At 71.9% G+C, this 23,926-nt stretch carries 21 protein-coding genes; 8 read left to right on the forward strand and 13 right to left on the reverse strand.

What is annotated here, in order from left to right; genetic code table 11:
* Nucleotides 1–44: 44 nt before the first annotated feature.
* The 4 genes from ACIBP6_RS45640 to ACIBP6_RS45655 form a co-directional block, all read right to left on the reverse strand.
* A complete protein-coding gene (locus ACIBP6_RS45640; RefSeq protein WP_397061393.1) occupies nucleotides 45–1,550 on the reverse strand; it encodes a sulfatase in 1,506 nt (501 codons plus the stop codon).
* Nucleotides 1,547–2,836: an MFS transporter gene (locus ACIBP6_RS45645; RefSeq protein ID WP_223190579.1), complete on the reverse strand. Its 1,290-nt coding sequence runs from the start codon at nucleotides 2,834–2,836 to the stop codon at nucleotides 1,547–1,549. Before ACIBP6_RS45645 ends, ACIBP6_RS45640 begins: the two co-directional genes overlap by 4 nt.
* Nucleotides 2,837–2,927: 91 nt before the next feature.
* Nucleotides 2,928–3,668, reverse strand: a complete 741-nt coding sequence (locus ACIBP6_RS45650) for an MBL fold metallo-hydrolase (protein ID WP_397061395.1) — start codon at nucleotides 3,666–3,668, stop codon at nucleotides 2,928–2,930.
* A 21-nt stretch (nucleotides 3,669–3,689) separates the two neighbouring features.
* The gene (locus tag ACIBP6_RS45655) at nucleotides 3,690–5,369 is read right to left on the reverse strand and encodes an FAD-dependent oxidoreductase (RefSeq protein ID WP_397061397.1); all 1,680 of its coding nucleotides are present in this window, start codon (nucleotides 5,367–5,369) and stop codon (nucleotides 3,690–3,692) included.
* A gap of 80 nt (nucleotides 5,370–5,449) precedes the next feature.
* Between ACIBP6_RS45655 and ACIBP6_RS45660 the strand changes: the two genes are divergently transcribed.
* On the forward strand, nucleotides 5,450–7,675 hold the full coding sequence (locus tag ACIBP6_RS45660; RefSeq protein ID WP_397061399.1) for a beta-propeller domain-containing protein: 2,226 nt from the start codon (nucleotides 5,450–5,452) through the stop codon (nucleotides 7,673–7,675).
* A 138-nt stretch (nucleotides 7,676–7,813) separates the two neighbouring features.
* Nucleotides 7,814–9,064 (forward strand): S8 family serine peptidase, encoded by a 1,251-nt coding sequence (locus ACIBP6_RS45665; RefSeq protein ID WP_397061401.1) that lies wholly within the window; start codon nucleotides 7,814–7,816, stop codon nucleotides 9,062–9,064.
* A 71-nt stretch (nucleotides 9,065–9,135) separates the two neighbouring features.
* On the opposite strand, the gene ACIBP6_RS45670 is transcribed toward ACIBP6_RS45665, so the two are convergent.
* Nucleotides 9,136–10,872, reverse strand: a complete 1,737-nt coding sequence (locus ACIBP6_RS45670) for a glycerol-3-phosphate dehydrogenase/oxidase (protein ID WP_397061403.1) — start codon at nucleotides 10,870–10,872, stop codon at nucleotides 9,136–9,138.
* A gap of 78 nt (nucleotides 10,873–10,950) precedes the next feature.
* Nucleotides 10,951–11,721: a DeoR/GlpR family DNA-binding transcription regulator gene (locus ACIBP6_RS45675; RefSeq protein ID WP_397061405.1), complete on the reverse strand. Its 771-nt coding sequence runs from the start codon at nucleotides 11,719–11,721 to the stop codon at nucleotides 10,951–10,953.
* Between the two features lie 128 nt (nucleotides 11,722–11,849).
* On the opposite strand from ACIBP6_RS45675, the gene ACIBP6_RS45680 reads away from it, so the two are divergent.
* The 4 genes from ACIBP6_RS45680 to ACIBP6_RS45695 are packed head-to-tail and all read left to right on the forward strand — an operon-like array spanning nucleotide 11,850 to nucleotide 15,702.
* The gene (locus ACIBP6_RS45680; protein ID WP_397061407.1) at nucleotides 11,850–12,722 is read left to right on the forward strand and encodes an SIS domain-containing protein; all 873 of its coding nucleotides are present in this window, start codon (nucleotides 11,850–11,852) and stop codon (nucleotides 12,720–12,722) included.
* Nucleotides 12,719–13,852 (forward strand): N-acetylglucosamine-6-phosphate deacetylase, encoded by a 1,134-nt coding sequence (gene nagA / locus ACIBP6_RS45685; protein WP_397061409.1) that lies wholly within the window; start codon nucleotides 12,719–12,721, stop codon nucleotides 13,850–13,852. The genes ACIBP6_RS45680 and nagA overlap by 4 nt, the downstream gene beginning before the upstream one ends.
* Nucleotides 13,852–14,868, forward strand: a complete 1,017-nt coding sequence (locus tag ACIBP6_RS45690; protein WP_397061411.1) for a 1-phosphofructokinase family hexose kinase — start codon at nucleotides 13,852–13,854, stop codon at nucleotides 14,866–14,868. Before nagA ends, ACIBP6_RS45690 begins: the two co-directional genes overlap by 1 nt.
* A gap of 9 nt (nucleotides 14,869–14,877) precedes the next feature.
* Nucleotides 14,878–15,702, forward strand: coding sequence for a ketose-bisphosphate aldolase (locus ACIBP6_RS45695; RefSeq protein ID WP_397061413.1), 825 nt, complete (start codon nucleotides 14,878–14,880; stop codon nucleotides 15,700–15,702).
* Here ACIBP6_RS45695 and ACIBP6_RS45700 read toward each other — a convergent pair.
* The 6 genes from ACIBP6_RS45700 to guaB all read right to left on the reverse strand — a co-directional run bounded on the left by ACIBP6_RS45700 (nucleotide 15,692) and on the right by guaB (nucleotide 21,173).
* The gene (locus ACIBP6_RS45700) at nucleotides 15,692–16,126 is read right to left on the reverse strand and encodes a GNAT family N-acetyltransferase (RefSeq protein ID WP_397061415.1); all 435 of its coding nucleotides are present in this window, start codon (nucleotides 16,124–16,126) and stop codon (nucleotides 15,692–15,694) included. The two genes, ACIBP6_RS45695 and ACIBP6_RS45700, sit on opposite strands and share 11 nt — an antisense overlap.
* Nucleotides 16,123–16,902: a phosphotransferase family protein gene (locus tag ACIBP6_RS45705; protein WP_397061416.1), complete on the reverse strand. Its 780-nt coding sequence runs from the start codon at nucleotides 16,900–16,902 to the stop codon at nucleotides 16,123–16,125. Before ACIBP6_RS45705 ends, ACIBP6_RS45700 begins: the two co-directional genes overlap by 4 nt.
* Nucleotides 16,872–18,203, reverse strand: a complete 1,332-nt coding sequence (locus tag ACIBP6_RS45710) for an RNA polymerase sigma factor (protein ID WP_397061418.1) — start codon at nucleotides 18,201–18,203, stop codon at nucleotides 16,872–16,874. Before ACIBP6_RS45710 ends, ACIBP6_RS45705 begins: the two co-directional genes overlap by 31 nt.
* Nucleotides 18,204–18,247: 44 nt before the next feature.
* The gene (locus tag ACIBP6_RS45715; protein WP_397061420.1) at nucleotides 18,248–18,496 is read right to left on the reverse strand and encodes a hypothetical protein; all 249 of its coding nucleotides are present in this window, start codon (nucleotides 18,494–18,496) and stop codon (nucleotides 18,248–18,250) included.
* A gap of 69 nt (nucleotides 18,497–18,565) precedes the next feature.
* A complete protein-coding gene (locus ACIBP6_RS45720; protein WP_397061422.1) occupies nucleotides 18,566–19,687 on the reverse strand; it encodes a GuaB3 family IMP dehydrogenase-related protein in 1,122 nt (373 codons plus the stop codon).
* Nucleotides 19,688–19,691: 4 nt separating this feature from the next.
* Nucleotides 19,692–21,173 (reverse strand): IMP dehydrogenase, encoded by a 1,482-nt coding sequence (guaB, locus tag ACIBP6_RS45725; RefSeq protein ID WP_132622484.1) that lies wholly within the window; start codon nucleotides 21,171–21,173, stop codon nucleotides 19,692–19,694.
* Between the two features lie 512 nt (nucleotides 21,174–21,685).
* Here guaB and ACIBP6_RS45730 point away from each other — a divergent pair.
* The gene (locus ACIBP6_RS45730) at nucleotides 21,686–22,696 is read left to right on the forward strand and encodes a helix-turn-helix transcriptional regulator (RefSeq protein WP_397061424.1); all 1,011 of its coding nucleotides are present in this window, start codon (nucleotides 21,686–21,688) and stop codon (nucleotides 22,694–22,696) included.
* A 39-nt stretch (nucleotides 22,697–22,735) separates the two neighbouring features.
* Nucleotides 22,736–23,113 carry a DUF5319 domain-containing protein gene (locus tag ACIBP6_RS45735; protein ID WP_111184766.1) on the forward strand — a complete coding sequence of 126 codons (378 nt, stop codon included), beginning with the start codon at nucleotides 22,736–22,738 and terminating at the stop codon, nucleotides 23,111–23,113.
* Between the two features lie 109 nt (nucleotides 23,114–23,222).
* On the opposite strand, the gene ACIBP6_RS45740 is transcribed toward ACIBP6_RS45735, so the two are convergent.
* Nucleotides 23,223–23,858, reverse strand: a complete 636-nt coding sequence (locus ACIBP6_RS45740; protein WP_132622496.1) for a sigma-70 family RNA polymerase sigma factor — start codon at nucleotides 23,856–23,858, stop codon at nucleotides 23,223–23,225.
* Nucleotides 23,859–23,926: the final 68 nt, after the last annotated feature.

A 23,926-nucleotide genomic window follows, 5' to 3' on the forward strand; every position in this document is an offset into this window, starting at 1 on the left:
GCACGAGGGGGCGGGTCAGTGCGTCGCCGTTCACCACGAGCCGATCACGCGATCGCGATGCGCGGCATCCACATCGGCTCCTTCGCCAGCTCGGCCCACAGGCAGCGCAGCAGCAGGCGGCTCCTGAGGCCGGCGTGCTCGGGGGCGTCCCAGAGGTTGCGGAGCTCGCCCGGGTCCTCCTGGAGGTCGAAGAGCTCGCCGTACTCCTGGCCCTGGTAGACGGTGATCTTGTATCGGTCGTCCACGTACGTCCTGAGGTTGAGCGTGGTCGGCTGGTGGTGGAACTCCACGAGCGTGTGGTCCCGCGCGGCCGGCCGGGCGCCCTCCCACACGGCGTGCTGATCCACCCCGGTCATGAACCCGGGGACGGGCTCGCCGAGGAAGCCGAGGAACGTGGGCGTGAGGTCGGCGGTGGACTGGATCGCGTCGCTGACCCGCCCGGCGGGCACCCGTCCCGGATACCGGACGACGAGCGGCACCCTGATCAGGTCCTCGTAGTGGAAGGGCCCCTTGGCCTGCAGCCCGTGCTGGCCGAAGAAGTGCCCGTGGTCGGTGGTGAACACCACGATCGTGTCGTCGGCGAGGCCGAGGGCCTCCAGGCGGTCGAGGATGCGCCCGACGTACTTGTCGAGCAGGCTGACCATGCCGTAATAGGTGGCCACGAGCTTCCGGCGGTCGGCCTCACCACGCCGATGCGAGTGGAAGCCGTGGGTGATCTGGCCCGACTCGGGCGGGCCGAAGTCGGGATCCTCCAGCTGTGTCATGCGGAAATGCGGCGGGTTGCGCTCGTGTTCGCCCGACGCCGCTTCCGGGATGGCGAGCCGGTCCGGGTCGTACATGGTGTCCCACGGCTCCGGCGCGAGATACGGCGGGTGCGGGTCGAAGAAGCTCGCCCACAGGAAGAACGGCTCCTCGGCCGCCGCGTACTCGTCGAGCAGCCGGTTGCTCCGCTCGGCGATCCAGGCGTTGTAGTGGAACTCCTCCGGGATCGACCAGGTGAACTCGGCGGCGGGGTCCATGGTCCCGGTCGGCGGCAGGAAGTGCTCGCGCCACCCGGTGAAGCCGCGTTCCTCCATCCACAGCGCGTAGTGCTGGCCGACGTGCGACTCGTTGGTGTGGTTGCGCGCCAGCTCGACGTGCTGGAAGCCGTAGTAGGGGCCGTGGAAGCGCTTCCAGAACGCGAGGTCCTGCAGCAGCGGGTACGCCTCCAGCGACCGGTACCGCTCGGTGCTCGCCAGCGGCTGGAAGTGCGCCTTGCCCACCAGGGCGGTGCGGTAGCCGAGGCCCTGGAGCCGGTCGCCGACGGTCGGCGCCGACTCGGGCAGGCTGGTGCCCAGGCTCCAGGCGCCGTGCTGGCTGGGGAACTGCCCGGTGATCATCGACGCGCGCGTCGGGGTGCAGGTGGGGTTCGGGCAGTACGCCCGGGTGAACCGGGTCCCCTCGGCCGCCAGCCGGTCCAGGTTCGGCGTGCTGATCTCCGGGTTGACCACGCCGAGGGTGGTCCAGTGCTGTTGGTCGCTGGTGATCAACAAGATGTTGGGCCTGCTCAAGCCTGGCTCCTTTGCTGTGGCTGCTGGGGCGGCACGCCGGAGCGCTCCGCCTCGATCTCCTCGAGCGGTCTGCCGGCGGTGTCCGGCATGAAGAAGAACCCGACCACGCCCGAGATCGCCACGAACACCGTCAGCGCCGTCGCGACGCCGGTGATCCCGCCACTTGCGATGACGGGGACGACGAAGCTCCACAGTCCGAGCAGGACGCGCGAGACGCCGAACGTGAGGCCCTGCGCGGTGCCGCGCAACATCGTCGGGAACAGCTCCTGGCTGAAGGTCTTGTAGCTCAGCTCGCCGGCCAGCTTGGAGCTGATGGCCCACAGGACGATGCTGAGCTGCGCCGCGATCAGGCCGTACGGGGTGATCAGGAACATCCCGTACGAGACGACCCCCAGCACCGCGCCGATGCCCATCATCCACTTGCGCGCGGAGGTGCCGCGGTCGATGAACCGCATGACGACCAGCAGCGTCGGCACGCCGAAGAGCAGCCCGATCAGCGTGGTCAGGATGCTCACGTCCCGCCCTCCCGCGCCGAGCGTCTCCACCAGATAGGGCGTGAACGACCCGATCGTGCCGGCGGCCAGGTTCCAGAACGTGTAGAAGATCCCGGTGTAGGCGAGCGCCCGCAGGTTCGGCCCGCTGAGCAGCGCACGCACCCGCCTGGCCGAGGTGACGGCGGTCTCGGCGGCCGTACGCCACACGGCCGACTCGGCCATCCCGCGGCGCATCGCCCACGTGATCAACGCCGCGAGCACGAGGTGCAGGAAGACGATGCGCACCCCGAGCAGCCCGAGCGGATCGAGCAGGTACGCCAGGAGGAGCACCACGGAGGGGCCGAGCACCCAGGCGATCTGCGTGAGCCCGAGCAGCTTGCCCCTGGCCTTGGCCGGGGCCAGCTCACCGACGAGCGCGAGCGAGGTCGGCACGTCGGCGCCGACGGCGAGACCGGCGACGAAGGTGCCGATCATCAGCATCGGCGGATTGACCGCCAGCGCCACGCAGAGCATGCCGGCGGCGAAGACGAGCAGGTCCCATTTGTAGATGCGTTTGCGGCCGAGCTTGTCGCCCAGCCGGCCGCCGACGAAGGCCCCGATGCCGCAGCCGATGGCGTTCGGGCCGAGCGCGGCCAGCAGGCCGACCATGCTCTGGCTCAGCCCGAACTCCTCACGGAAGAGCGTCAGGCCGGTGCTCACCGCGGAGATGGAACCCGCGTCCAGGTAGGACGCCATGCCGGCGAGCGCCGTCCACTTCCATTGCTGACGGGTGACCGCAGGGGGACTGGCCATGGGCGCTCCGGGGGAAGGGAGTGATCAAACAGTTTTCCGCGCACTGCCCCATTTCTCGACACATCACGAAGGAACCAAACATCGGTTTTTGTCAGGACAAGTGGGTGCTCTCCCCGGGGGCCAGGAGCCGGAGGCGGTCGCCGAAGCCGGCGAAGGACCTCTCCACCGTGTCCCTGCCCTGGGTGAAGTGCGCCCAGTGCTCGAAGTGCAGCGGCACCACGTACCTGGCCTGAAGGATCCCGGCGGCGGTGACCGCGTCCTCGCTCGTCAGCGTCAGGAAGCCGTCGACCAGCGGCGTCCTCGCCCCGCCCGCGAACAGCACGGCCACGTCCACCGGCCCGAACCGCGCCGCCACCGCGCGTACGACGTCGAGGGAGACGTTGTCGCCGCTCACGTACACCGTCGGCAGGCCCTCTCCCGAGAGCACGAACCCGGTCACCTCACCCACGAGATGCTCAGTGCCGTCGGGCCCGTGCTGGGCGGGCACGCCGGTCACCCGTACGGCGCCGACCTCGACAGACTCGCCGTCGGGCAGGGCCCGCACCGGCTCGCCGATGCGCTCGGCCGCCGAGCGGGTGGACAGCACCAGCGGCACGGACGCCAGGTACGCCCGCCCGGCGCGGTCGAGGTTGTCGGGGTGCTGGTCGTGCGAGAGCAGCACGGCGTCGACCGGCCCTGCCTCGTCCGGCCCGAACGCGGGCCCCGCGGTCTTGGACAGCGCCCTGTCACCGATCGGGTAGTCGCCGGGCGCGTCGAACGTCGGGTCGGTCAACAGCCGCACCCCGCCGATCTCCAGGACCGCCGTGGGGCCGCCCACGTAACGAATCTCCATGTGCGGCACGATATCCACCGGTCACCGCAGCGCGGCGGGCGCCTCCTCGGGTACGGCGGGGCTGCGCGGTACGATCCGCGCCAGCCGTACGTACGGCGAGCCGAGAGCGGGGCGCGGGTCCGGGTCACCCGCGTTGGGCCAGAACGCCATCGCCCGCTCCGCCTGCGCGGTGATGGTCAGCGACGGGTTCACGCCCAGGTTCGCCGACACGGCGGAGCCGTCCACGACGTGCAGGCCCTCGTGGCCGTACACGCGGTGGTAGGGGTCGATCACGCCGGTCTCCGGTGAGTCGCCGATGGCGCAGCCGCCGAGGAAGTGGGCCGTGGCCGGGATGTCGAACAGGTCGAGCCACGACCCTGCGGCCACGCCGCCGATCAGCTCCGCCCCGTGACGCACGGCCTCGTGCGCGGCGGGGATCCAGGTGGGGTTGGGCTCGCCGTGACCGCGCGAGGCCCGCAGCCCCCATCGGGTGCGGCGTACGGTGATCGAGTTGTCCTTGGCCTGCATGACCAGGGCGATGAGGCTCCGCTCCGACCAGCGGCGCAGGTCCAGGACCCGAAGCGCCCGCAGGCGCTGCCGGGCCAGCTCGCGGGCGAACCCGCGCAGGCGCGACCCGCCGCCGTCGACCAGCAGGGTGCGCAGCAGGCCCATCGCGTTGGAGCCGTCGCCGTAGCGGACCGGCTCGACGTGGGTCTCGGCGTCGGGGTGGAAGGAGGAAGTGATCGCCAGGCCGGCGTTGAGCTTGTCGCCGCCGACCGAGGAGCGTTCGAAGCCGACCAGGGCCTCGGAGTTGGTCCGGGTCAGCGCGCCCAGGCGGGGCGAAAGGCGGGGCAGGGTGCCGTCGTCGCGCAGCTTGTGCAGCAGCCGCTGGGTGCCGTACGTGCCGGCCGCGAAGACCACCTGCGCGGCGGTGAACGTGCGGCGCCGGTGCGGGGAGCCGGTCCTGCCGGCGATCACCTGGTAGCCGCCGGACGGCAGGGGACGCACCGTGGTGACCGTGCACTCGGCGTAGACCTGGGCGCCCGCCCGCTCGGCGAGGTACAGGTAGTTCTCGGTGAGCATGTTCTTGGCGCCGTACCGGCAGCCGGTCATGCAGGCACCGCATTCGACGCAGCCGCTCCGGGCCGGGCCGGCGCCGCCGAAGTACGGGTCGACGCCGTCCTCGCCGAAGTAGACGCCCACGGGCGCCAGGCGGAACGTCTCGGCCACGCCCATGCGCGCCGCGATCTCCCGCATGATCTCGTCGGCCCGGGTGAAGGTGGGGTTGACGACCGCGCCCAGCATGCGCCTGGCCTGGTCGTAGTGGGGCGCGAGCTCGGCCTTCCAGTCGGTGATGCCGGACCACTGGGGATCGGCGAAGAACGGGTCGAGCGGCTCGTAGAGCGTGTTGGCGTACACGAGGGAGCCGCCGCCGACCCCGGCGCCGGCCAGCACCATGACACGGGTGCCGCGCTCGCCGCGCAGCACGTGGATGCGCTGGATGCCCTTCAGCCCGAGCCCCGGCGCCCACAGGAAGTCACGCAGCCGCCACGACGTGGCGGGCAGCGTGGCGGCGTCGAAGCGGCGGCCCGCCTCCAGCACGCCGACCCGGTACCCCTTCTCGGCCAGCCGGAGCGCGGCGACGCTCCCGCCGAACCCCGATCCGACGACGATCACGTCGAAGCCCGTCGCGGGCCGCTTGGCGCTGCCGGGAGTGGACATAGGACCAGGATCATCCCATGGCATGCCGCCTCGGTCACCGGGGTGGTGAACCATCCGGAGCGCGCAGCCGTCATGGGGGCATGAAGACCCCCATCCGCGCGGCCGTGTCCGCCGTGGCGCTGGCGACGGCGGTGGCCGGCTGCACCTCTTCGGCGGGCGGCGGCGCGAGCCCGCCGGCGTCCCCGCTCGGCGCCGTCCGCCTGGTGGCCTACGACAGCTGCGACGAGCTGCTCGCGGGCCTGCGCGAGCGGGCGGCCCGCAACGTCGGCGCGTACGGGTTCGGCGGCGTCATGCCCCTCTCCCCGGTGGCCGCGCGGGCGGACGCCGCCGTGGAGAGCAAGGCGTACTCCGGCGCGCCCGAGCACTCCACGACCAACGTGCACGAGGAGGGCGTGGACGAGCCCGACATGGTCAAGACCGACGGCGACCGGGTCCTCACGGTCACCGACGGCACCCTGCGGGTCATCGACACGGCCACCAGGAAGGTCATCTCCTCGCTCAAGCTGACCGAGGGCGACGCGCCCGGCGTCCCCGGGGACCTGCTGGTGTCGGGCGACCGCGCGCTGGTGCTGCTGCGCGGCGGGGACATCATGTACAAGTCCGTGGACGCCAGGCCGCCCGGCGACACCCTGTACGTGCTGGTCGACCTGGCCGGGACGCCGAAGGTGCTGAACACGGTCAGGACCGGCGGCTCGTACGTGGACGCCAGGATGGTCGGCTCCACGGTCCGCCTCGTGACCCGCGACCAGCCCGCCGTCACCTTCCCCGACCCCGGCCCGGACGCCACGGAGACCGAGCGGATCAAGCAGAACCAGGACGCGGTACGCCGGGCCCCGGCCGAGGCGTGGCTGCCGACGGTCGAGATCACGGACGCGGCCGGGGCGGTCAGGAAGGAGTCGGTGCCGTGCGAGCGGGTGAGCCACCCGGCCGACTACACCGGCACCTCGATGCTGACGGTGCACACCATCGACCTGGCCAGGGGCCTCACGGACACGGGCACCGACCCGATCGCGCTGGCCGCCGACGGCGACATCGTCTACGGCACCGGCCGCAGCCTGTACGTGGCCAGCAACCCGCGCTGGTGGCTCCCGATCGTCCGCCCGCTCCCCATCGACGACGTCCCCGCGACGTCGGACACCCCCGCCACGCCGGATACCCCCGCCACGTCTGAGATCCCCGCCACCTCTGGGGCCCCCGCCACTTCCGATGCCCCCGCCACTCCGGATGCCCCCGCCACGACGAAGCCGGCGCCGGCCACCCCGGGAGGCCCCGCGCGCCCGGTGCCCTCGGGTGATGGCGCCGCGCCCGCGGAGGAGCCCACCCCCGCCGAGCCCACGCTCGACCCCGCCCTCGGCCGGCCCGTCGTCAGCACCGCGCTCTCCCCCACGGCGACCATCACCCTGTCGGCGTCCGAACCCCCGGTGACGCCGGATCCGCGCCAGCCCAGCCTGCTGCCGGAGCCCGAGCAGCCGCCGGAGGAGACCGAGATCCACCGGTTCGACCTCACCGCCCCCGGCGCCCCCGCGTACGCGGCCTCGGGCAAGGTGCCCGGGCGCCTGCTGAACCAGTACGCGTTGTCGGAGCACGACGGCCACCTCCGCGTCGCCACCACGCTGAACTCCGCCGACGACCGCACCAGCTCCAGCTCCGTCCACGTGCTGCGGGCCGACACCATGGCCCAGGTGGGCGAGGTCGGCGGCCTCGGCAAGGGCGAGCGCATCTACTCGGTGCGGTTCATCGGCCCGGTGGGCTACTGCGTGACGTTCCGCCAGGTGGACCCGCTCTACACCCTCGACCTGCGCGACCCGGCGGCTCCCAAGGTGACCGGCGAGCTGAAGATCACCGGCTATTCGGCGTACCTGCACCCGGCGGGCGAGGGGCGCCTGATCGGCATCGGCCAGGAGGCGAGCGAGCAGGGCAGGACGCTCGGCACGCAGGTCTCGCTCTTCGACGTCAGCGACCCGGCCGCTCCGCGCCGCCTGTCGCAGCTGTTCCAGAAGGACTCCGGCTCGGGCGCGGAGTGGGACCCGCACGCGTTCCTGTACTGGCCGAAGACCGGCCTGTCGGTGATCCCGCTGACCACGCAGGACGACTCGGGCGCGCTCGCGCTGCGGATCGACGACGCGGGCGTGACGGAGCTCGGCAGGATCTCCCACCCCGCGCGGGAGCAGGGCAGGCTGCGTTACCAGCCCGGGATCCAGCGCTCGCTGGTCATCGGCGACGCGCTGTGGACGCTCTCCCCCGAGGGCGCACAGGTCAACGACCTGACCACGCTCGAACGGGAGGCGTGGATCCCGCTGCGCTGAGCGATCAAGAGGTGCCGATTCGTAGCGAATCGGCACCTTTTTTATGGACATTTCCCGACAAGCGGTGAAAGCTTTACTGACAAGCGTCAGTCGGGATCAGGCCTCCTCGGTCCCCCTCCGGAAAGGGAGCACGCTGCCATGCGATCACTCACCCCCCTGCTCGCATTGCTCGCCGGCGCACTCGCGTTACCCCTGACACCGCTTCCGTCCTCGGCGGCCGCCGCCCCGGAAGGCACGTACATCGTGCAGCTCGACCCCTCGACGCGCGCGCCCCGCGGCGCCGCCGAGGACCAGGTGACCCGTCTCGGCGGCCAGGTCGTCGGCGTCTACGAGCACGCCTTCAAGGGCTACACCGCCCGCATGAGCGCCACCGCCGCCGAGCAGCTCAAGCGCAACCCGAACGTGCTCACCGTAGAGCCCGACGCCGAGGTCACCGCGTTCGCCCAGACCGTGCCCTCAGGGGTACGGCGGATCTTCGGCCCCGACAACCCCAACCTGGACATCGACGGCACCGACGACGTGCGGATCGACGTGGACGTCGCCGTCGTGGACAGCGGCGTCGACCACACCCACCCCGACCTCGACGTGGTCGCCCGGGCCAACTGCCAGAACGGCGTCTGCCGCAACGACTCCGGCACCGACGACAACGGCCACGGCACGCACGTCGCCGGCACCGTCGGCGCACTCGACAACGCCATCGGCCCGGTCGGCGTCGCGCCCGGCGCCCGCATACACGGCGTGAAGGTGCTGAACGCGGCCGGCTCAGGAAGCCTGTCGGCCATCGCCGCCGGCATCGACTGGGTGGTGGCGCGCGCCTCCACCATCGAGGTCGTGAACCTGAGCCTCGGCTGCGACGGCTGCTCCAGCAGCGCGATCAGCCGGGCGATCACGAACGCGGTGAACGCCGGCATCGTCGTCGTGGTGGCCGCGGGCAACAGCTCCGCGAACACCGCCTCCTTCTTCCCCGCCAACCACCCTGACGTGATCACGGTCTCGGCGATGACCGACAACGACGGTTTGCCCGGCGGCGCCGGGGGCAGCACGCTCTCGTGCCGCAGCGAGACCGACCGCGACGACACCGCGGCCTTCTACTCCAACTACGGCTCCACCGTGGAGATCACCGCGCCGGGCACCTGCGTCTACTCGACCTGGCGCAACGGCGGCTACGGAACGAGCAGCGGCACCTCGATGGCCAGCCCCCACGTGGCCGGCGCGGCAGGCATCCTCACCTCGGGCGCCCGCAAGCCGACGACGCGGGAAGGCTCGCTGGCGGTGCGCGGCGCCCTGACCGCGAGCGGCAACGCGAACTGGACCGACGACTCGGGCGACGGCGTCAAGGAGCCGCTGCTCGACGTGCACGACGCCACGCTCTTCCCGCCGGCGACGTGACCTGAGAGCCATCCAGGAACGGGCGGTCCGCGGTTCCCGCAGCGCCGCGGGCCGCCCCAAGCCCTGCCGCGTCAGGAGTCCTCGGGCGCGACCACGGGGACGATCTCCGGCGCGCCCAGCCTGATGGCGTCGGCCTCCTGGTCGGAGTCCTGCTCCTGCGAGCGGCGCTCGGACTCCACGCGCTTGGCGTAGTACTCGACCTCGCGCTTGACCTGCTCGCCGTCCCAGCCGAGCGGCTCGGCCATCAGCTCGGCGACCTCCTGCGCGACCGCGAGCCCGCGGTGGAAGGTCTCGATGGAGATGCGCGTACGCCGGGTCAGCACGTCGTTGAGGTGCCTGGCCCCCTCGTGGGTGGCGGCGTAGACGATCTCCGCCCGCAGGTAGTCGTCGGCCCCCGGCAGCGGGCGGCCCAGCGACGGGTCGCGCTCGATCAGCCCCAGCACCTCGTCGATCAGCGAGCCGTGCCGCTGGAGCAGGTGCTCGATCCTGGCCACGTGCAGCCCTGAGCTCTGGGCCAGGCGGTGACGGGAGTTCCACAGCGCCTGGTAGCCCTCGGCCCCCACGAGCGGGACGCGGTCGGTGCACGAGGCCGGCACCCGCTGGTCGAGCCCGTGGGCGACCGCGTCCACGGCGTCCTTCGCCATGACCCGGTACGTCGTGTACTTCCCGCCGGCGATCATCACCAGGCCCGGCACGGGGTGCGCCACCACGTGCTCCCTGGACAGCTTGGAGGTGTCGTCGGACTCGCCCGACAGCAGCGGCCGCAGCCCGGCGTAGACGCCCTCCACGTCGTCGCGCGTCAGCGGCACCGACAGCACGGCGTTGACGTGGTCGAGCAGGTAGTCGATGTCCGCCCGGGAGGCCGCGGGGTGGCTCTTGTCGAGCGTCCACTCGGTGTCGGTGGTGCCGATGATCCAGTGGCGGCCCCACGGGATCACGAAAAGCACCGACTTCTCTGTACGCAGGATGATCCCGGTCAGCGAGTGGATCCGGTCGCGCGGCACCACCAGGTGGATGCCCTTGGAGGAGCGTACGTGGATCACGCCCCGGCCGCCGACGAGCTCCTGGATGTCGTCGGTCCAGACGCCGGTGGCGTTGACGACCTGCCGGGCGCGGATCTCGACCTCCTCGCCGGCCTCCAGGTCGCGCACGCGCACGCCGGTGACCCGCTCGCCCTCGCGCAGGAACCCGACGACCTGCGCCCTCGGCGCGACATGGGCGCCGTACGTGGCGGCCGTGCGCAGCAGCATCATCACGTAGCGGGCGTCGTCGACCTGGGCGTCCCAGTACTGGACGGCGCCGGTGAAGGAGGTCTTCTTCAGCGCGGGGGCCAGCCGCAGCGCCCGCGACCTCGACAGGTGCCGGTGTCCGGGCACGCCGCGGGTGAGCCCGGTGGCGAAGCCGAGCGTGTCGTAGAGGGCGACGCCGGCGCCGACGTACGGGCGCTCCCAGGCGAAGTGGGTCAGCGGGAACAGGAACGGCACCGGCCTGACCAGGTGCGGCGCGATCCGCTGCAGCAGCAGGGCGCGTTCCTGGAGCGCCTCGCGTACCAGCTCGAAGTTGAGCTGTTCGAGATAGCGCAGCCCGCCGTGGATCAGCTTGGACGAGCGCGAGGACGTGCCGGAGGCGAAGTCGCGCGCCTCGACCAGCCCCACGTCGAGGCCGCGGGTCGCGGCGTCGAGCGCGATCCCCGCGCCCACCACGCCGCCGCCCACCACGACCACGTCGAGCTCCTGCGCGACCATGCGCTCCAGCGCCTCGGCGCGCTCCGCGGGCCCGAGACGGGCCGCGCCCCTTCCCGACGTCATAGCTCCCCCAATGTCGTCTACCCCCCGATACCTACCCTTCGGGCCCATGCCACGTAACGCCCGATACGTCCGGATCAGCTAGGCGCGTACGACCTTGACGCCCGCATCGGTGAATCGGCCCGCGAGTTCGTCGGGGAGCCGGGCGTCGGTGACCAGCGTGTCGATCTCGCCGATCGGGCAGATGCGGGAGAACGCCCGCCGCCCCACCTTGGAGGAGTCGGCCACCACCACGACGTGCGCGGCGCGGCCGATCAGCAGGTGGTTGACGCTGGCCTCACCCTCGTGGTGGGCGAAGGCGCCCAGCTCGACGTCGAGCGCGTCCACACCCAGGAACGCCACGTCCAGCGTCACCTGCTCCAGCACGCCGTTCGCCAGCGGCCCGATGAGCTCGTACGACTGCTGCCTGGCCACCCCGCCGGTCACCACGATCTTGACGTGCTGCCGGACGGTCAGCTCGGCGGCGATGTTGAGCGCGTTCGTGACGATCGTGAAGCCGCTCTCCAGCGTCGACAGCGTGGCGAGGGCGCGCGCCAGCTCGGACGTCGTGGTGCCGCCGTTGAGCCCCACCACCGCGCCGGGCGTGACCAGGTCGGCCGCGGCGGCCGCGATGCGGTGTTTCTCGTCGGCGTGCCTGGCGGTCTTGTAGCGCAGCGGCAGATCGTAGCTGACGCTCTGGGCGACCGCGCCGCCCCGCGTGCGCATGAGCATCTGCTGCTGGGCGAGCTGGTCGAAATCCCGCCGGATCGTCGCCGTGGACACGTCGAGCGCCCGCGCGGCCTCCTCCACCGACAGCCTGCCCTCCCGGGCCAGCAGCTCCAGGATGGCGTTCCAGCGGTCGTAGCGGGACACGAGAGCCTCCCTAGGGGACGAGGTCAGAGCAAGGGTGGCACACCCCAGGACGCCAGGCGAACACTGCCCATTTCTGCTCTTTTTTGGTATAAAGCCAGCAGAAACAATCAATCATGCGGAGGTAAGCGGTGACCACCCACACCGAGGCCGAGATCGCGTCCCAGCCGTCGTGCTGGCGGCGCGCCGTCGACGGCGTACCCGCCGACGCGCTGCCCCGCCCCGGCGAGCGGGTCGCCGTCGTCGGCTGCGGCACGTCCTGGTTCATCGCGATGGCGTACGCCGCGCTGCGCGAGCAGGCCGGGCACGGCGAGACCGACGCCTTCGCCGCCTCGGAGTTCCCCGCCGGGCGAGCGTACGACCGCGTGCTGGCCCTGTCGCGCTCGGGTACCACGACGGAGGTGCTGGAGCTGCTGTCCAGGACGGCGACCGCCACCACGGCCATCACCGCCGACCCCGACACGCCGATCATGTCCGCCGCGGACGAGGTCGTCGTCCTCGACTACGCCGACGAGCGCTCGGTCGTGCAGACCCGCTTCGCCACCACGCAGCTCGCCCTGCTGCGCGCCAGCCTCGGCGAGGACCTCACGCAGGCCGTCGCCGACGCCGAGCGGGCCGTCGCCGAGCCCCTCCCCGAGGAACTGGTGAACGCCGAGCAGTTCAGCTTCCTCGGCACCGGCTGGTCGGTCGGCCTGGCCCAGGAGGCCGCGCTGAAGATGCGCGAGGCGTCCCGCTCGTGGACGGAGGCGTACCCGGCGATGGAGTACCGCCACGGCCCCATCAGCATCGCCGCCCCCGGCCGGGTCACCTGGATGCTCGGCGCCGCCCCCGAGGGCCTGCGCGCGCAGGTGGAACAGACCGGCGCGACGTTCGTGGAGTCGGGGCTCGACCCGATGGCCGAGCTGATCCGCGCCCAGCGGGTGGCCGTCGCCCGCGCCTTCGCCCGCGGTCTCGACCCCGACGAGCCCCTGCACCTCACGCGATCTGTGATCCTTTCTTCATGAGCCTCACACTTGCCGACGCCCGGATCGTGACCCCCGCCGGAGTGCACGAAGGGTGGCTGACCATAGAAGACGGCCGCATCACCCACGTCGGCCACGGATCCGCCCCGGGTCCCGGCCTCAGCCTGGGCGGCCGGTACGTCGTGCCGGGGTTCGTCGACATCCACAACCACGGCGGCGCGGGCGGCTCCTTTCCCACCGGTGACCTCGACAAGGCGCGTGACGCCGTGGCGCTGCACCGGCGGCACGGCACCACCACCACGGTGGCCAGCTTGGTGACCGATCCGGTCGACAGCCTGAGCAGGGCGGCCTCGGCGCTGGCCGAGCTGTGCGATGAGGGGCTGCTGGCGGGCATCCACTTCGAGGGCCCGTACATCGCCAAGGCCCGCTGCGGCGCGCACGACCCGACACTGCTGCGGGAGCCGTCGCCGCGGGAGCTCGCCGAGCTGCTCAAGGCCGGGCGGGGGCACGTGCGCATGGTGACGATCGCGGCCGAGCTGCCCGGGGCGCTCGACACGATCCGCATGGCCGTGGCCGAGGGCGTCATCGCGGCCATCGGCCACAGCGACGCCGACTACGAGCAGACCATCGCCGGCATCGAGGCCGGCGCGAGCGTGGCCACCCACCTCTACAACGCGATGCCGCCGCTCGGCCACCGCGCGCCGGGCCCGGTGGCGGCGCTGCTGGACGACGAGCGGGTGACGGTCGAGCTGATCAACGACGGCGTGCACGTGCATCCGGCCATGCTGCGGCTGGCGTACGAGGTGGCCGGGCCGGGCCGTACGGTGCTGATCACCGACGCCATGTCGGCCACCGGGCTGGGCGACGGCGACTACCTGCTCGGCTCCATGCGGGTGCGCGTGGACGACGGCGTGGCGCGGCTGGTCGAAGGCGGTTCGATCGCGGGCTCCACGCTGACGATGGACGTCGCGTTCCGGCGCAGCGTGCGCGAGGTCGGCATGTCGCTGCCCGACGCCGTGCAGGTCGCCTCGCTGACGCCGGCGCGGGTGCTGGGCCTGGCCGACCGGATCGGCTCGATCGCCGTCGGCAAGGCGGCCGACCTGGTGGTGCTCTCCGGCGCTCTGGAGGCCGACGGCGTGATGAAGGACGGCGTCTGGATCACGGAGCCCTGATGATCCTCACGGTGACGCTCAACCTCGCCCTCGACGTGACGTACGAGGTGCCGCACGTCGACTGGAACGGCGTCAACCGCGTCGGCGCGGTGCACCGGCGCGCGGGCGGCAAGGGCGTCAACGTGGCCAGGGTGCTGACGGCGCTCGGTCGCGACGTCCTGGTGACGGGCCTGGCGGGCGGCCCGACGGGCCGGTCGATCGAGGACGACCTGCGCGCCGCCCGCCTCCCCACCGCCCTGACCCCCATCACCGCCGACTCCCGCACCACCCTGACCATCACCGAACCTCCACCCGCCACCCCGGCGACCCCCGGAACCTCTCGAACCACCCTCAGCACACCTCCCCCCGCCCTGGGGACACCCGCCCTGGGGGTGCCGGCCGCCCCGGAGGCGTCCGGTGGGGGGCGGACTGCCCTGTTCAACGAACCCGGCCCCGAGGTGACGGCCGACGAGCTGGCCGCGTTCACGCGGCGCTACACCGAGCTCCTGGGCCACGCCGACGCCGTGGTCATCGCGGGCAGCCTGCCGCGCGGCGTCCCCGCCGACGTCTACGCCACCCTGGCCGCCCTCGCCGCCGGCCAGGGCGTCCCGGCGATCGTGGACGCCGACGGCGAGCCCCTGCGCCATGCCCCCGAGGGCCGCCCCGCCGTCGTCAAGCCCAACGCGGACGAGCTGGCCAGAGCCGTCCCCGGCGGCACCCCGGCCGAGGGCGCCGAGGCGTTGCGCGCAAGGGGCGCAGGGGCGGTCGTGGTGTCCATGGGCGCCGACGGCCTGCTGGCGGTCACCGGCGAGGGGACGTTCCGGGCGCGGATGCCGTACACCGTGCCGGGCAACCCCACGGGCGCGGGCGACGCGCTGGTGGCCGGGCTGGCGCTGGGCCTGGTCGAGCGGACCCCGTGGCCCGACCGGCTCAGACGCGCCGCGGCGCTCGGCGCGGCGGCCGTGGCCACGCCCGTGGCCGGGGAGTTCGACCCTGCCGTGTACGCCGCCATCCACCCCCTGATCAGCCTCTCCTAAGGAGCCCTCATGCCCCTCGCTCCCATCGGCGACATCGTCCACCGGTCCCCCTCGGGAGTGGGCGCGTTCAACGTGATCCAGCTGGAGCACGCCACCGCCGTCGTGGCCGGCGCCGAGGCCGCCGGGCAGCCGGTCGTCCTGCAGATCAGCGAGAACTGCGTGCGCTACCACGGCGCGCTGGAGCCCCTCGCGCTGGCCTGCCTCGCGATCGCCCGCCGGGCGCGGGTGCCGGTCGCGGTCCACCTCGACCACGCCACCGACCGCGCGCTGGTGGAGGAGGCGGTGGCGCTGGGCCTGGGCTCGGTCATGTACGACGCCTCGGCCCTGCCCGACGAGGACAACGTCCGCGCGACCGCCGAGGTGGCCGCCTTCTGCCACGAGCGCGGCGTGTGGGTCGAGGCCGAGCTGGGCGAGGTCGGCGGCAAGGACGGCGTGCACGCCCCCGGCGCCCGCACCAAACCGCACGAGGCGGTCGACTACGTGGCCAGGACCGGCGTGGACGCCCTCGCCGTCGCCGTCGGCACGTCACACGCGATGACGACCAAGGACGCCGTGCTCGACCTCGACCTCATCGCCGAGCTGCGCGCGGCCGTGCCGGTGCCGCTGGTGCTGCACGGCTCCTCGGGCGTCCCCGACGACGTGCTGCGCGAGGCCGTCCGCCGGGGCATGAAGAAGATCAACATCGCGACCCACCTGAACAAGGCGTTCACCGGCGCGATCCGCGACCACCTGGGCCGCGACGAGCGCGTGGTCGACCCGCGCAAGTACGTCAGGTCCGGGCGTGACGCGGTGGCCCGCGAGGTCACCCACCTGCTGGGCGTGCTCACGGGCTGAGCGACTTGCGCATCAGCACGGCCTGGCGGCCCTCGATGCCCGCACGCCCGGTCTCGACGTAGCCGAGCGACGCGTACAACCGGATGTTCGACGTCATCTTGACGTTGGTGTAGAGGCGCAGCGCGGGCAGCCCGAGCCGGCGCGCCTCGTCCTCGGCGTAGGCGAGCAGCGCCCGCCCGATGCCCCTGCCGTGCATGTCCGGCCGTACGGCGACGTTCTCCACCAGCAGCGCGTCGTCCTCAGGGACGAGCACGACCAACCCGTCGAGCGGGTCGGTCACGTGCACCCGGCCGCCCGCGATGAGCGCGCCGTAGTCGGCCTCCAGCGGCAGCGGCCGCGCGCCGACGGCCTCGATCCACGGCGTGTAGGCGTCGTGGACGAGCTGCTCGACGGCCGCCTGGTCGGCCGGTCCTGCGAGTCTCACGCGCCCAGGGTAGCGAGGACACGTTCGGCCTGCCGCCGGAAGGTCCCAGGCGGGTTGCGCGGCCCTTCATGGGAGAGCAGGAACAGCCAGACCAGCGCCTGCAACGTGCGGCACTCGCGCAGGCGCCGGCTCTCGTACGGGTCCAGCTCGAAGCGGCCCGCGATGTCCACCTCGCCGTCCACCCACATCGACACGTGCTCGGCCAGCTCCGCCAGCTCGAACGCCCGGTCGCTGCGCCCGGAGTCCTCGAAGTCGACGACGCGGACGCGGGCGCCGTCCCACAGGAAGTTCGCGAGGTTGCCGTCACCGGCCCCGAACACCGGCGTGACACCCTGGTCGCCCGGCGACCAGCTCTCCAGCCACCGCAGGCCCTCCCGCACGGCCCGGTCGGCCAGGGGCTCCCGCGGCCGCCACCCCGCCGCCCGCTTCCGCACCCACTCGACCAGCACCTCGACCTGCCACGGCCGCACGGGAACGCTCCGCAGCACGTGAGCCGGCACCGCGGCGTGCAACACGGTCACGGCCTCGGCCACGGCCGACAGCTGCGCCGCCGTACGCGTGGCCAGGCCGCGCAGCGGCACTCCGGCGATGCGCGACATGGTCACCGCGCCGCCCTCGAACGCGACCGGCTCGGGCGCCAGCCCGGGGGCGTGCTCGGCCAGCAGCTTCAGCGCCAGCCACTCCCGCTCGGCGGCGCCGGGATCGCCGTCCGTGTACCGCTTGACGACCAGCTCGCCCTCGTACGTCAGGTCGTGCTTGTGCTGAAGATCAGCCATTTCCGCATGCTAGGGCAGCGGGCACGAGCCTGCGGCGTCGCCCACCATGTGCAGCCTGACCGGCACCCGGACGTCCGGCGTCGGAGCAGTCCTGATGACCTACAGCCGCTGGGCGGCCGCGCGCAGGAACTCCCGCTCGACGTCGTTGCCCGCCCGCGCGATCGCGGCCTCGTACGCTGCGCCGCCTCCGTCGCGCGGCCCAGCCGCCGCAGCAGGTCGGCCCGTACGGCGTGGAAGAGGTGGTAACCGTCCGCGTCGAGGCCGTCCACCAGCCGCAACGCCGCTTCCGGCCCTTCGACCTCGGCCACGGCCACCGCCCGGTTCAACGCGACCACGGAGGTCGGGTCGAGCGCCAGCAGCAGGTCGTACAGCCGCAGGATCTGCCGCCAGTCGGTCTCCCGCGCGCTCGGCGCGTCACCGTGCACCGCGTTGATCGCCGCCTGCACCTGGTACGGCCCCGGCGTGTCGCGCCGCAGGCACCACCGGACGATGTCCTGCCCCTCCTCGATCAGCGCCCGGTCCCACAGCGCGCGGTCCTGCTCGGCCAGCGGCACCAGCCCGCCGTCCTGTCCGGTACGGGCCGGGCGGCGCGCCTCGACGAGCAGCATGAGCGCGAGCAGCCCCTTGACCTCGGGCTCGTCCGGCATGAGCGCGGCCAGCAGCCGCCCCAGCCTGATCGCCTCCGCGCACAGGTCCTCGCGGACCAGCCGGTCGCCCGAGCTGGCCGCGTACCCCTCGTTGAAGATCAGATAGACCACGGCCAGCACCGCCCGCAGCCGCTCGGGCAGCTCCGCCTCCCCCGGCACCCGGTACGGGACGCGCGCCCGCCGGATCTTGCTCTTGGCCCTGACCAGCCGCTGCGCCATGGTCGGCTCGGGCACGAGGAACGCGCGGGCGATCTCCGCGGTCGTGAGCCCGCCGAGCAGCCGCAACGTGAGCGCCACCTGCGCGTGCACGGCGAGCGCGGGATGGCAGCAGGTGAAGATCAGACGCAGCCGATCGTCACGAACGGGCCCGTCCTCGGCGAGCGGCTCGTCGGCGTCGTACAGCTGCACGGCCCGCACATGCCGCTCGTGCCGGCTCGACTCCCTCCGCAGCCGGTCGATCGCCCGGTTGCGCGCCGTCGTGATGATCCAGCCCGCCGGACTCGGCGGCATCCCGGCGTCGGGCCACTGCCGCACGGCCACCGCGAACGCCTCCTGCACCGCCTCCTCAGCGAGATCGATGTCCCCGAACGCCCGCACGAGCACGGCCACCGCCCGCCCGTACTCCTCGCGGAACACCCGCTCAACCGCGCTCACCACACACCACCCCGCCCGTCACGCCGGGAAAGGCAACCCCGTGCTCAGGGTCTGCCGCCGCGTTCCATGGCCTCGACGGCGTTCTTGGCGGCGAGCAGCGAGGCGCCGGTGGACTCGCGGTAGATCTTGATGGCCTTGATCGTCTTCCCGTTCTCCAGCGCCCGGTAGAACTCGGCGGGCAGGGCCGGCGTGCCGGGACGGGGCTCGGGAAGCGCGGGGTCGATGCCGAGACGGCGCTGCAGCATGGCGACCTGCTGCTCCAGCCGGGCCATCCTCTCTTCAAGGGAATCCATCCCGAAACCCTACGTCACATGCCGCGGCCGCCGCCCGAGCAAGTCGTCGGACGGCGGCCGGAGTGGAAGTCAGCGCTGGATCGGCGCGACGACGACCTCGACGCGCTGGAACTCCTTGATGTCGGAGTAGCCGGTCGAGGCCATGGTGCGCTTGAGCGCGCCCATGAGGTTCATCGACCCGTCGGCCACACTCGACGGCCCGTGCAGGATCTGCTCCAGCGTGCCGACGGTGCCGAACTCGACCCGCCGCCCCCGCGGCAGATCGGGGTGGTGAGCCTCCGAACCCCAGTGGAACCCGTGCCCGGGAGCCTCCACCGCGCGGGCCAGCGGCGAGCCCACCATCACGGCGTCGGCGCCGCAGGCGATCGCCTTGGCGATGTCGCCGGACGTGCCCATGCCGCCGTCGGCGATCACATGGACGTAGCGCCCGCCGGACTCGTCCATGTAGTCGCGCCGCGCCGCGGCGACGTCGGAGATCGCGGTCGCCATCGGCACCGCCACGCCCAGGACGTTACGGGTCGTGTGGGAGGCGCCGCCGCCGAAGCCCACCAGCACCCCGGCCGCGCCCGTGCGCATGAGGTGCAGCGCCGCGGTGTAGGTGGCGCACCCGCCCACGATGACCGGCACGTCGAGCTCGTAGATGAACTGCTTGAGGTTGAGCGGCTCGGCCCGCCCCGAGACGTGCTCGGCGGAGACGGTCGTGCCGCGGATGACGAAGATGTCGACGCCCGCGTCGATCACGGCCTTGTGGTACTGGACCGTACGCTGCGGCGACAGGCGCACCGCGGTGGTCACGCCGGAGGCCCGGATCTCCTCGATGCGCCGGCCGATCAGGTCTTCCTGGATCGGGGCGGCGTAGATCTCCTGGAGCCGCTTGGTGGCCGCCTCCTGGTCGAGCGCGGCGCACTCCTCCAGCAGCGGGCGCGGGTCTTCGTAGCGGGTCCACAGGCCCTCGAGGTCGAGCGGCGCCAGACCGCCGAGCCGGCCGATCTCGATGGCGGTGGCCGGCGAGACCACGCTGTCCATGGGAGCGACGACCACGGGCAGCTCGAACCGGTAGGCGTCGATCTGCCAGGTGATCGAGACCTCCTCCGGGTCACGGGTGCGCCGCGAGGGCACCAGACCGATCTCGTCAAGCGAGTACGCCCGCCGCCCGGTCTTCCCCCGGCCGATCTCCACCTGCTGAGTCATGGACTTACCTTCTGTGATAGTTCGGAGCTTCCACGGTCATCTGGATGTCGTGGGGGTGACTCTCCTTGAGGCCTGCCATCGTGATCGGCATGAGCTCGCAGTCGGTGTGCATCTGCTCGATCGTGCGGCAGCCCGCGTACCACATGCCCTGGCGCAGACCGCCGATGAGCTGGTGGGCCACGGCCGACACCGGGCCGCGGTAGGGCACCTGACCCTCGATGCCCTCGGGGATGTACTTGTCGTCGCCGCCGACGTCGGCCTGGGCGTAACGGTCCTTGCTGAAGGAGGTGCCGCCGCGCTCGCGGTTGCGTACGGCGCCGAGCGACCCCATGCCCCGGTAGGACTTGAACTGCTTGCCGTTGATGAAGATGAGCTCGCCGGGCGACTCCTCGCAGCCGGCCAGCAGCGAGCCGAGCATCACGGTGTCGGCGCCGGCCGCGATGGCCTTGACGATGTCGCCGGAGTACTGCAGGCCGCCGTCGCCGATCACCGGCACCCCGGCGGGCGCGCACGCCTTCGAGGCCTCGTAGATGGCGGTCACCTGCGGCGCGCCGACCCCGGCCACGACCCTGGTGGTGCAGATCGAGCCCGGCCCGACGCCCACCTTGACGGCGTCGGCGCCCGCGTCGACCAGCATCTGGGCGCCGGCCCTGGTGGCGATGTTGCCGCCGATGACGTCGGCCTTGCTGTTGGCCTTGATCTTGGCGATCATGTCGGCCAGGCCCTTGGAGTGGCCGTGGGCGACATCGACCACCACCACGTCGACCCCGGCCTCGATCAGCGTCTTGGCGCGCAGCTCGGCGTCGCCGCCGACGCCCACGGCCGCCCCGACGGTGAGCCGGCCGTCGGCGTCTTTCGTGGCCAGCGGGTACTGCTCGCTCTTGGTGAAGTCCTTGACCGTGATCAGGCCGCGCAGCCTGCCGTCGCCGTCGACCAGGGGCAGCTTCTCGATCTTGTTCTTCCGCAGCAGGGCGAACGCGTCCTCACGCGAGACCCCGACCTGCGCGGTGACCAGCGGCATCGACGTCATGACCTCGCGCACGGGCCGCGTCTGGTCGGTCTCGAAGCGCATGTCGCGGTTGGTGACGATGCCGAGCAGCGTGCCGGACGCGTCGGTCACGGGCACCCCGGAGATCCGGTACGTCGCGCACAGCCGCTCGACGTCGGCCAGCGTGTCGTCGGGGCTGCAGGTCACCGGGTTGGTCACCATGCCGGCCTCGGACCGCTTGACGAGGTCGACCTGCTGGGCCTGCTCCTCGATCGACAGGTTGCGGTGCAGGATGCCGATGCCGCCCTGGCGCGCCATGGCGACCGCCATGCGGGCCTCGGTCACGGTGTCCATCGCGGCGGAGATCAGCGGGATGGCCAGCGTGATGCCCCTCGACAACCGGGAACGGGTGTCGGCCTCGCCTGGCTGCAGGTCGGAATAGCCCGGCACAAGCAGCACATCGTCGAAGGTCAAACCCATCTCGGTGAACTTGGACATGCTGCGGCCCCCTCCTGCCGTTGCGCTGATTGAGCTAAGTCTAGGGCCTGGCTCCAAAACGAGTTGGCCGGGCCGCTCATGGCTCGCCGCGCGGGCGTTCGGGGTGCCGGGAGCACGACGACCCCCACGGTCCGACGTACTCCCGGCACGCGAAAAGCGCCGGGGGACGGGACAGTCGATGATCTGTCCCCTCCCCCGGCCACCGGCATCCGGGCGTGGCGGCGCAAAGCACCACCGAACCCCCCTCCGCGTCCGGATGGACCGCGCTGCCGCGCCCTGACGGACTGCCGACGCTAGGTAAAGCCTGCGTTACTCAACGACATATGGACAAGGTGCAAACGTGCAATTGCACGAAGCTGCACGCCCTGCCCGAGACGCCCGCCGGAATGAGCCGTGGAAGAGTCGAAGGCGAGTGGAAGGTGAGTCGAACGAGTCCGCGAAACAAGGGGACAGCGGCGGGTGGCGGGGTTATCCTCGCCGCACGCCCGTATCCCCCCGACGGAGCCGCCCGCATGCGCGACGAGCCGCACACCGTGCCCGATCCCTTCGAGACCCTCGGTCTCGATCCGGCACAGACCTCGCTCTACACGGCGGTCCTGCGTCTGCACAGGGCCACGCGCACCGATCTGGCGCAGGCCATGGACGGGTCCGTCGAGACGGTCGGCCGGCAGCTCGACGACCTCGTCAGGCTCGGGGTCGTCGACGAGCAGTCCGGCCACTACCTGCCCCGGCATCCCGCCGCCGCGCTCGGCCGGCTGATCGCCCGGCGGCTCGACCGGCTGGCCGAGGAGAGCCGCAGGATCGACTCCGCGCTCGGCTCGATCCGCCATCTGATCCGCGACTACGACGCCGGACGCGACTATCGCAGCGGCCCTTTCACGGTGGAGATGGCGAGCGGGGCGGACGTGCTGTACGAAAGCGTGCTCGGCATAGCCGTGCAGGCGCCGCCGATGCAATTGGCCACCGCGGTTCCGGACGAGCGCACCATGACCGATTTTGTGCGGAAATTCGCTGATCCGTGGATTGATGCGCAGAAGCGCGAACTGCTCCGCGTCCAGGTGATCGTCCCCGTCTCCACGGTCGTGCTGCCCGGCGTACGCGACCAGCTGACCCGCCTGGTGGAGACCGGCGGCCGGGTGCGCACGCTCGACCGGGTGCCGAGCTGGTTCATGACCGCCGGCGACGAGGTGGCCGGCCTGCCCGCGCTCTGGGGCGGCAACCTGCCCGACCACGCCTACAATTTCTATCTCGTCCGCACTCCCGTCATCGTGGGCGTGCTGCGGACGCTCTTCGACGAGCTGTGGTCGCGCGCCGTACCGCTCCTGCTGGGGCGCAGGGGCGAGGGGATGATGCAGGTGCTGCGCCTGGCCGCGCAGGGCATGAGCGACGAGTCGATCGCCCGCCAGCTGGGCGTGTCGGTACGCACCGTCCGCGGCAGGTTCGCCGACGCGATGACCGAGTTGGGGGCCCAATCACGCTTCCACGCGGGCGCGGAGGCCGCCCGTCGCGGATGGCTCAGGTAATAGCCACCGCGCGGGCCGCTTCGGTCATATGGTGGGAAGGTGCTGGAAGACGTCCCCCGCGATCCATTCGCGGACGACCCTAACGACCCTTCCTCGGCGATGGGCGACCTCGACGACGCCGAGCCGCTCACCGCGGCCGAGCGCGACGAGGCCATCACGGATCTCGCCGACGTCGAGGTGTTCCGTTCGCTGCTCGAACCGCAAGGGGTGCTGGGGCTCGTACTCGACTGCCCCGAATGCGGCGAGCAGCACTTCTTCGACTGGGAGCTGCTGCGCGGCAACCTCAAACAGATGATCGAGAAGGGCCAGCCGCAGGTCCACGAGCCGGCCTTCCATCCCGACCCGGCAGACTACGTGAGCTGGGACTACGCCAGAGGCTACGTCGACGGGGTCATCGACACAGAAGAACGCCGCTGATCCACCTCGTCGAGCAACGCGACCAGCAACCGCACGGCCGGATCGCCGTGATCTGGCCTCTCACCACGCCCGAGCGCGTCGAGCAGCGCGTCGGTCTCTTCCTCAGGCGTCAAGCCGACTCCAGCTCGGCCATCTGCCGCAACCTCGCCAACGCCCGATGCTGGGCGACGCGAACCGCACCCGGTGACATGCCGAGTACATTACCGGTCTCCTCGGCGGACAGCCCCGACACCACCCGCAACAACAGCAACTCCCGCTGGTTGTCGGGCAGCCTGGCCAGCAGCCGGCGGGCGTGCTCCACCTCGATGTAGCGGACCACTGTCTCCTCGGGCCCCGGCCCGTCGTCCGGCCCGTCGGGCAGATCCTGAGTCGGTACGGCCGAGCGCACGGAGCTGCGCAACGCGTCGGCCACCTTGTGCGAGGCGATCCCGAACACGAACGACGCGAAGGGCCGGCCCATGTCGCGGTATCGCGGCAGCGCGGACAGCACCGCGATGCACACCTCCTGGGCGACGTCGTCGGCAATGTGATATTGCCCCGAAACCCTGCCCAGCCTGGCGCGGCAATAGCGCACCACCATCGGACGCAACTCACCGATCAGGGATTCGATCGCACCGCGATCTCCCTGTACGGCGAGGCTCGTCAGTTCCCTTAGGTCGGAGTCATCCGTCCGTGCCGGAAGTCTCGACGCGAGCCTTACCCCGGTTTTGGCGTCGGCGACGCTTCCCTCGCTCACGATAGGCATGATGCCCGCACTGATCCGGCCTGTCGTCATAGCGAACGGCTACGGATTGGTCACATTGACGCGACGAT

It is taken from the genome of Nonomuraea terrae, assembly GCF_044465245.1.
Taxonomy (GTDB): Bacteria; Actinomycetota; Actinomycetes; order Streptosporangiales; family Streptosporangiaceae; genus Nonomuraea; species Nonomuraea terrae.

Coding starts and splice junctions, on each gene's coding strand:
- ACIBP6_RS45645 (WP_223190579.1), bottom strand. CDS start 2,836: ATGGCCAGTCCCCCTGCGGTCACCCGTCAGCAATGGAAGTGGACGGCG.
- ACIBP6_RS45650 (WP_397061395.1), bottom strand. CDS start 3,668: ATGGAGATTCGTTACGTGGGCGGCCCCACGGCGGTCCTGGAGATCGGC.
- ACIBP6_RS45655 (WP_397061397.1), bottom strand. CDS start 5,369: ATGTCCACTCCCGGCAGCGCCAAGCGGCCCGCGACGGGCTTCGACGTG.
- ACIBP6_RS45660 (WP_397061399.1), top strand. CDS start 5,450: ATGAAGACCCCCATCCGCGCGGCCGTGTCCGCCGTGGCGCTGGCGACG.
- ACIBP6_RS45665 (WP_397061401.1), top strand. CDS start 7,814: ATGCGATCACTCACCCCCCTGCTCGCATTGCTCGCCGGCGCACTCGCG.
- ACIBP6_RS45670 (WP_397061403.1), bottom strand. CDS start 10,872: ATGACGTCGGGAAGGGGCGCGGCCCGTCTCGGGCCCGCGGAGCGCGCC.
- nagA (WP_397061409.1), top strand. CDS start 12,719: ATGAGCCTCACACTTGCCGACGCCCGGATCGTGACCCCCGCCGGAGTG.
- ACIBP6_RS45690 (WP_397061411.1), top strand. CDS start 13,852: ATGATCCTCACGGTGACGCTCAACCTCGCCCTCGACGTGACGTACGAG.
- ACIBP6_RS45695 (WP_397061413.1), top strand. CDS start 14,878: ATGCCCCTCGCTCCCATCGGCGACATCGTCCACCGGTCCCCCTCGGGA.
- ACIBP6_RS45705 (WP_397061416.1), bottom strand. CDS start 16,902: ATGGCTGATCTTCAGCACAAGCACGACCTGACGTACGAGGGCGAGCTG.
- ACIBP6_RS45715 (WP_397061420.1), bottom strand. CDS start 18,496: ATGGATTCCCTTGAAGAGAGGATGGCCCGGCTGGAGCAGCAGGTCGCC.
- ACIBP6_RS45720 (WP_397061422.1), bottom strand. CDS start 19,687: ATGACTCAGCAGGTGGAGATCGGCCGGGGGAAGACCGGGCGGCGGGCG.
- guaB (WP_132622484.1), bottom strand. CDS start 21,173: ATGTCCAAGTTCACCGAGATGGGTTTGACCTTCGACGATGTGCTGCTT.
- ACIBP6_RS45730 (WP_397061424.1), top strand. CDS start 21,686: ATGCGCGACGAGCCGCACACCGTGCCCGATCCCTTCGAGACCCTCGGT.
- ACIBP6_RS45740 (WP_132622496.1), bottom strand. CDS start 23,858: ATGCCTATCGTGAGCGAGGGAAGCGTCGCCGACGCCAAAACCGGGGTA.